The following is a 7321-nucleotide window of genomic DNA, read 5'->3' on the forward strand; positions in this document are numbered from 1 at the left end:
ATCGCCCTTGTGTGAATAATGCAATAAATAAGGCTTTTGATAGCCAAAGAGTGCTAAAAATCAGCAAAACGAAGTTTTTTTACAAAATTAGCACTGAGATTGAAGTTGGTGAAAGTTATTTTTTACAATGCTTGGCTAGTAACTGCGTAGTAGAAGGGGCAAAGCGAATGCGTGGATGTGGGGCTGGTCGTAAAAGGTTTTACTTTGTGCTACGCGTTTTGTAACTCTGCGAGAAGGGATGCTAAAACGCTAGGCTAATGTTTATACACTAAAACACTTGCTCTGCCAAAGAGCTATTAGCTATTATAAGGGACTTTGCAAAGCTTAACGAGTGCGAGATTTACAGCGACAGCCTCAAAGCTTATGATGGCTTGGTGGATTTTTGCTTCGTTATACTCGCAACTTTGCAAGAAGGTGCAAAGGTTCATTGTAGGGTAAAGCATAGCAAAAACGAGTTTGCAAACGGATGAAATCATATCAACAAAATTGTGGATTTTTTGCTTCGTTATACTCGCAACTGCAAGTAGAAGAGGCTTTGCAAAGGTTAGATTAGGGGGTTTCACGGCAAGGCAATTTTTCATGCATTTTGAGTGAATTTAGATCTAAGATCAAGCTTGAGAATGAAAATTTGTATAAAATGTTGTTAAAATGGCTTAGGAAAATTTTAGCTCATTTTAGCTACCACGCATCAATCGCCATTTTTTAAAGGCTCAAATGTATTTTTAGGCTCAAGATATTTTAAATAAGATGTTTTTTTATCAATTTTAGTAAGTTTTGATAAAAGTTGTGAATTTTTGCATAAAAAGGCTTGAATTTCTTAGAAAAAATTTGCAAAAATATCAAAAAATTCACAGTTTCAAAAAGCTAATTGATCTTATACATAAGAATTTTTCAACAACAAAAAAGGGATATAAATGAAAATTTTTCACACAAAAAGGGTAGAAAATAAGCAAGTTTTTTATCTTTTTGGCAAGAAGATCTTCTCGTATAAACGGGGGGGGGGGGGGTTATAAGCTCACTTGATAAGATTAACACCCGTCTTAACTTGCTTAATGAAATAAACACCAAGCTTAATCAACTCAATACAAAGCTTAACACACTTGATAAGATAAACTCTCAATTACACTCACTTACTCAAATCAACACCCGCCTTACTACACTTGAAAAGCAAAGTGCCTTCATAAACGAGCTTCTTAAACAAAGCAATAGCCATAACTTAGGTGCAATTTTTAATACCATCTATAAGACAAATTACTGGGGCAAGGGCTCAGGTCCAGGCTCAGATGCTAGTTTATGTGCTACTTATGTGGAGTTTTTGCAAGAATTTTTTAAGCAAAAGCAGATCAAAACTGTGGTTGATTGCGGCTGTGGAGACTGGCAGTTTTCGCAAAATATCGATTTTACAGATATTGATTACAAGGGCTTTGATGTATCAAGCATAGTAATTGATAAAAATTTAGCTAGTTTTAAGCAAGAAAATGTGAATTTCATCCTTTATGATGGAGATTTTGATAAGTTGGTAAGTGCTGATTTGCTAATTTGCAAAGATGTCTTACAACACCTTCCAAACGCTAAGATACAAGAGTTCATAGGCATTTTGCCTAGGTATAAATTTGCTTTGATTACAAATGACACCGGACAAAGGGTTAATGCAGATATAGCTAGTGGGAATTACCGTGCAATTGATCTAAGACAAGAGCCTTTTGGGCTTGATTTAAAGCTGGTATTTTGCATTACACGAATGCCAAATGCACCCGATATAGCTGTGATGCTATGGGAAAATTCAAAATTTGCGTGAAAAACATTCAGACTCTTTGAGATGAAATAGCAGCTTGAATTTGCATTGATAAAAATTGATTGATCTTTTAGCTAAAACTATCTCTTAAGGCTTGATAAAATGTATCTTAAAGAGGCTTTGCCCTTAGGGTTAATGCAGTTATAGCCACTGGAAATTACCGTGCAACTTATCTAAGATAAGAGCCTTTTTGAGCTTAAGCAAGGCTTAAAGTGCTTTTGTGCTGATCTTTGCCTAAGCAAGATCGCCATTTTTGCAAGCTTTCTTGCCCTTGCATAAATGCAATGGTTTAGCAAGGTTTTGATAGTCAAATAGTGTAAAAAATCAGCAAAAACGAAGTTTTTTTTAGAAGGATGTTTCTTGCAAGAGAGCCAAAGCCACTACCACTTAAGAAAAGAAGCAAGTTTTTAGCAAAGGCGAGCTTGAATGAGAATTATTTTTTGCTTCCTTGTGCTCACAACTTCGAGTATAAAGGCAAGACCTATGTGTGATAAGCTTGGATACAGAGTTGATAATAAGATAAGGTATGTGTGTGATAGAATTGGACATAGGGCTTACAAAAAAATTCATAATAAACATGGACACAGAGCTTACAAGAAAACTATTTTTCATTTGGTGTTATTGTAACTGTTAGCAAGGGGCTTTAAAATCAAAGCACATTTATATGTAGATTATTAAATGTTGCCTTGCAAAAGAATTAATGCCTATCATAAGAAACTTTGCAAATTTAAAAAATGCCACAGCTTAGAGCGACAGTTAGAATACTGTCAAACTTAACTTTGTGATTTTTTTATCTCGCTTATGTCTTTGCAAGAAGACACAAAGGCTCAAGATTTTGTAAAACATAGTGCAAATGAGTTTGCAAATGGGCGAAATCATATTAATTAGATTGTGAATTTTTAGGGTTTTGCTAAATTTAGACTTGCCAAATTTAATGGCTAAAAGAGAAAATTTTATCCTTCACTTAAAAGAAATAGAATTAAGACAAAATTTTAGGACAAAATCTTTATCAAATTTTATTAAAGTTGATAAGAAAAAATTCTGTTAAGTTTAATTGAACCTTAAAACAAACAAAGTTTAAATATAACGCTAAAAATTTAGGACAAAATATTTATCGAAATTTAATAAAGTTGATAAGAAAAAATTCGCTTAAGTTGTCTTTGGCTTAAAGCATTTTAAGCCATCTTATTTAGCTGTGTTTGTAGTGCAAACTTTGCAAAAACTGTGTTGCAATTTATAAAAAATATTTGATTTTTTAAAGCAAGAGCTTTGGCGTAGAATTGATTGCTTTGAAAATGTCCTTGATTTAGTTTGCAAAGAAGTCTTTTCAACTTTTCGTAGAGGGATTATTTTAAGCTTGGTTCATTTTTGTAAAGCTTAACAGACACTTCGCTTTCAGTTTAGTCTTCATATCATAAAATAGAGCTCTCATCTAATTTAGTCTTTTTTGAATGCTTTGTTGATAATTTTAGGTTTTATAAGATGAAAGGCTTGAATAAAGTTTAAAATCTTAGTTTAAAATTCAAAGGCACTAACAGAAGCATTCACAAAGAAGAGCAAGGATAGTGAATGCCTCAGTTAGTGGCTTTGTAAGCTAGTTTTACTTAAATCAAGTCTTTGGCTAGTTTTAAATTTAAGCCATAAAAACTTGTTTTGTAAAGTTTTTCTCCCTTGTTAATTTAAATTTGTTTTAATGTTTGGCTAGTTTTAAATTTAAGCCATAAAAACTTGTTTTGTGGTATTTTCTCCCTTCTTAATTAAGCTTAAAATTGATTAAATCTTTTGTTACATTTTACCCTCATCAATCATTTAGTTCTTAAATTCAATAAGCCTTTAAATTTAACTAAGGCTTAAATTCAAAAAACTATTCTAAAATCAAAGAGCCTTAATCTTTTCCTAGCCAGATAAAAGATTTCAAAAAGATTTTCCTTTGTCTTGCAAGGTAACAATGACAAAAGAGATTAAAATTCAGCATTTAATAATACTTTTAGTCCCTTCTTAATTTTCACATCTTGCTTTTCAAAAAACAAAGCTTTTTTAAATTCATCCTTGAATTTTAAGCTAGCTCATAAGCTTAAAAGGCCTTTAAATCAAGCTATCTTTTAAGCTGATTAACTATGGCAAGCATCTCATCGCTTGTAGTAATCGCCTTTGAACCAGCCTCGTAAGCCCTTTGTCCTGTGATTAGATCTGTCATTTCTTCAACAAGTTGGACATTACTCATTTCAACAAAGCCGTGTCTAATCACGCCTAGCCCGTCTTGTCCGGCTACACCGGCAACAGGTGCTCCGCTTGATCCTGTTTCTAAATAAAGATTATCCCCCATTGAGTGAAGTCCTGCTGGGTTTATGAAATTCACAAGCTCGATTTGTCCTATTTGAGTCTCATCGGTTTCACCTGCAAGTTGCACTGAAACTGTGCCATCTTGGGCTATACTAAGATTTACAGCACCCTCTGGTATGGTCATTTGTGGCAAGAGAAAATACCCATCTGCATTTACTATATTTCCCTCGCTATCTCTTGTATATTGCCCATTTCTTGTGTAGGCTGTGGTGCCATCAGGAAGTTGAATTTGAAAAAAGCCATTACCTTGAATGGCCACATCGAAGTTATCTGGGCTTGTTTGTTTGTATGAGCCTGTTTCAAAGACCTTTGTTATAGCAGTTGTTCTCACTCCAAGTCCCACCTCTATGCCTGAGGGATGCAAGGTGGTGGCTGAGGTTGAAGTGCCTGCATATTTCATCACCTGATAAAAAAGATCGGCAAATTCAACACGAGATTTCTTAAAGCCAACAGTATTGACATTTGCGATATTGTTTGATACAACATCGATTTGTTTTTGCTGAGCCGACATTCCTGTGGCTGCTGTGTATAATGACCGTAACATCCTAACTCCTATCTACTAGCACTTGCAAGCTTGTTAATGGCTTCTTGATTAAGATCGTCCATATGAGAACTCATCACCTTTTGATACATTTCAACCATACGGTGTGCTTCTATAAGCCCTGTCATTTCTATGACGGGATTTACATTTGATCCTTGAGAGTAGCCTTGTCTAACTGAGTTTGAATCATCTAGATCTCTAATTCTTGTTAGATTATCAATGCGGTAGGTATTATCACCGTCCTTTTCCAAGGCTCTTATATCATCGACCTGGGCTATGTAAAGCCTTGCTATATCGGCTCCATTAGCCTGTATGTCTCCATCTTTACTAACTGTAACAAAGCTTGAATTCTCAGGTATAATTATAGCATCTGCTTCTGGATTGTTAAAATAATTGCTGCTTAAAACCTGATAGCCCTGTTTATTTACCAAAATTCCATCGCTATCAAGCTGGAAGTTGCCATCCTTTGTAAGCCTTATTTCTCCATTGTTTGTGCGGACAAGATAAAAGGTGTCATCCCTAACCATAGCTAGATCCAAGGGATTATCCGTTAATTTTAGAGTGCCTAGGCTAAAATCTGTGTAGGTTTGATTTATCTGAGGCACTCTGTCTATGCTTGAGTTTATAAACTTAGCAGCATCCCTTGTATGATCATCAACAGGCAGGATCTCTTGCACCTCTCTAAACACCCTCTTAAAATCCCCCACCACAACATCATCTTTTTTAAAGCCACTTGTATTGACATTTGCGAGATTGTTCGCTATTTGATCCAAGCGGTTTAGCTGGGTAATCATACCGCCTGTGGCTTGATAATATCCATTTTGCATAGTCTTTACCTAAGTTTAAATTTATACTCATTAAAGCAAAGAGCGTTCCAAAAATTTCTTAATTATAACACAGACTAGTAATTTTTAGCCTATGTTTTTAAAAAAAGGCTATACTTTAGCTTTTATACAAAGGAAGCTTGTGATGACAAAAAATGATCTTTCTTCTTACAAAAATTTCATTCTTTTGGGCTTTGTTTTAAGCACAGTTTATGCACTTTGCTTTTTCATAATGCGTTTGTGCCTTAGCCTTTACAGCCTTGATGAGTTTTCCTTGCTTAAAATCTTAGATGCAAATTTTTTGCCTATGTTTGTGATGGGGCTTCGTTTGGATTTAAGGGCTATTTGTGTTGTTTTTGCCTTTTTGCTTTTGCTTTCGCTTTTGGCAAGCCTTAATAAATCAGTCTTTATGGCTAGGCTTAAAATGACGACAGGGGGGGCATTTGAAAAAGAAAATTTTAGCCAGAATTTAAAACCAAACAAAAAGAGCAGCTTTTGCCTAAAAATCGATAAATTTATCCACAAATTCACGCTTTTTTTCGTAGGTTTAACGAGTTTTTTAATCGCTTTGAGTGCCTTTGTGAATTTTTACTATTTTAAGACCTATCACACAAAGATTGACATTTTCATCTTTGGCTTAAAAGATGATGACACAGAGGCTATACTTAAAATAATGTGGCAAGATTATCCTGTTACCGTAATTTTACTAGCAAGTTTTATCTTTGCCTATCTGTGTTTTAGGCTTGGCAAGAAAATTTTAAATGCCAATTTTTTTGCTCAAATTGAGTTAAATTTAAACAAGATTTATGAGAATTCAAGCAAAAATTCAAGGCTAATGAAAACAAGCACCATTGCTACCGTAGTTTTAGCAAATTTAATGCTTTTTGTTCTTGTTTTTATCGGTGCTCGTGGTAGTGTTGGCACCTTTCCTCTGCGTGAGGATGAGCATCACATCAGCACAAATGTGCTAATAAATCACATAGCTACAAACCCCATCATCGCCTTTGCTTGGGCTTGCCAGCATTACAAGGCACAAGAAGGCTTTGCACCTATCAATGAAACACAGTTGCAAGCCTTGCAAGAGGAGCTTTTTCCTATTTTTAGGACAAATGCTCCAAAGCAAATTCACGCAAAGCCTAATGTAGTGGTGGTTTTAATGGAAAGCTTTGGGACAAATTTATTGCTACTTGATGATGAGGAGGATTTTGATTTACTAATGAGCTTTCGTCCGCACTTTGAGGCTGGCAAGATAAAGCAAAAAGGACAAAAAGATTTCACCTTTGTGAATTTTTTATCGGCTCAAAATGGCACAGCACCTAGCTTTGCCTCTCTATTTTTTCTTTCACCTAGTGCAAATTTAAGCCTTAGCAGCGTGAAAAATAAGCTTCTTCCTTTAACTCCCTTTGAGCCTTATGAAAAGGCAGGCTATGAGCTAGTTTTCATAACCTCAGGAAACAGAGCTTGGCAAAATTTAGGAGATTATATGAATACTCTTGGCGTTAATGACGTGTATGATAGTAATTTTTTAACAAGGCATTACCCACAAAGCAAGGATTTTCAAAGTGTGTATGGGGTGGGCGATGAATTTGCCTATAAATTTGCATTAGAGCTTCTATCAAAGGCTACAAAGCCTTTGTTTATAGTGATTTTAACTACCTCAAATCACCCACCTTACTCCCTGCCCTTGAATTTCAAAGCACCATCTTACAAGCTAGAAAGCAAAAAAGCCTTTTTCTCGCAAGAAAGTAGGGAAAAAATTCACAAAAGCCTAAGTGCATTTAGCTATGCTAGCAATGCCTTTGGCGAGTTTATTAAGAG

At 35.1% G+C, this 7321-nt stretch carries 7 protein-coding genes and 1 pseudogene; 5 read left to right on the forward strand and 3 right to left on the reverse strand.

Annotated elements, in window-relative coordinates; translation table 11 throughout:
- Positions 1 to 11: 11 nt before the first annotated feature.
- The gene (locus tag DMC01_RS07950) at positions 12 to 224 is read left to right on the forward strand and encodes a hypothetical protein (RefSeq protein WP_142693708.1); all 213 of its coding nucleotides are present in this window, start codon (positions 12 to 14) and stop codon (positions 222 to 224) included.
- 72 nt (positions 225 to 296) lie between these two features.
- Here the strand turns inward: DMC01_RS07950 and DMC01_RS07955 are convergent, their stop codons facing one another.
- Positions 297 to 563, reverse strand: a complete 267-nt coding sequence (locus tag DMC01_RS07955; protein WP_142693709.1) for a hypothetical protein — start codon at positions 561 to 563, stop codon at positions 297 to 299.
- A gap of 482 nt (positions 564 to 1045) precedes the next feature.
- Here DMC01_RS07955 and DMC01_RS07960 point away from each other — a divergent pair, with 482 nt between their 5' ends.
- From DMC01_RS07960 to DMC01_RS16650, 3 genes and pseudogenes are all read left to right on the forward strand, one after another.
- Positions 1046 to 1798: a class I SAM-dependent methyltransferase gene (locus DMC01_RS07960; RefSeq protein WP_142693710.1), complete on the forward strand. Its 753-nt coding sequence runs from the start codon at positions 1046 to 1048 to the stop codon at positions 1796 to 1798.
- Positions 1799 to 2278: 480 nt separating this feature from the next.
- Positions 2279 to 2422 carry a hypothetical protein gene (locus tag DMC01_RS13495; RefSeq protein WP_185908820.1) on the forward strand — a complete coding sequence of 48 codons (144 nt, stop codon included), beginning with the start codon at positions 2279 to 2281 and terminating at the stop codon, positions 2420 to 2422.
- Positions 2423 to 2617: 195 nt separating this feature from the next.
- Positions 2618 to 2853 (forward strand): annotated as a pseudogene (locus DMC01_RS16650) (IS1595 family transposase); the annotation flags it as partial.
- A 1037-nt stretch (positions 2854 to 3890) separates the two neighbouring features.
- Here the strand turns inward: DMC01_RS16650 and flgG are convergent.
- Together flgG and DMC01_RS07970 are read right to left on the reverse strand one after the other, a co-directional pair.
- Positions 3891 to 4682, reverse strand: a complete 792-nt coding sequence (flgG, locus tag DMC01_RS07965) for a flagellar basal-body rod protein FlgG (protein ID WP_142693711.1) — start codon at positions 4680 to 4682, stop codon at positions 3891 to 3893.
- Positions 4683 to 4690: 8 nt separating this feature from the next.
- Positions 4691 to 5506 carry a flagellar hook-basal body protein gene (locus DMC01_RS07970; protein ID WP_142693712.1) on the reverse strand — a complete coding sequence of 272 codons (816 nt, stop codon included), beginning with the start codon at positions 5504 to 5506 and terminating at the stop codon, positions 4691 to 4693.
- A 142-nt stretch (positions 5507 to 5648) separates the two neighbouring features.
- On the opposite strand from DMC01_RS07970, the gene DMC01_RS07975 reads away from it, so the two are divergent.
- A partial coding sequence (locus tag DMC01_RS07975; RefSeq protein WP_185908821.1) for an LTA synthase family protein occupies positions 5649 to 7321 on the forward strand: 1673 nt, incomplete at its 3' end.

This window comes from Campylobacter troglodytis (assembly GCF_006864425.1).
Lineage (GTDB): Bacteria > Campylobacterota > Campylobacteria > Campylobacterales > Campylobacteraceae > Campylobacter_D > Campylobacter_D troglodytis.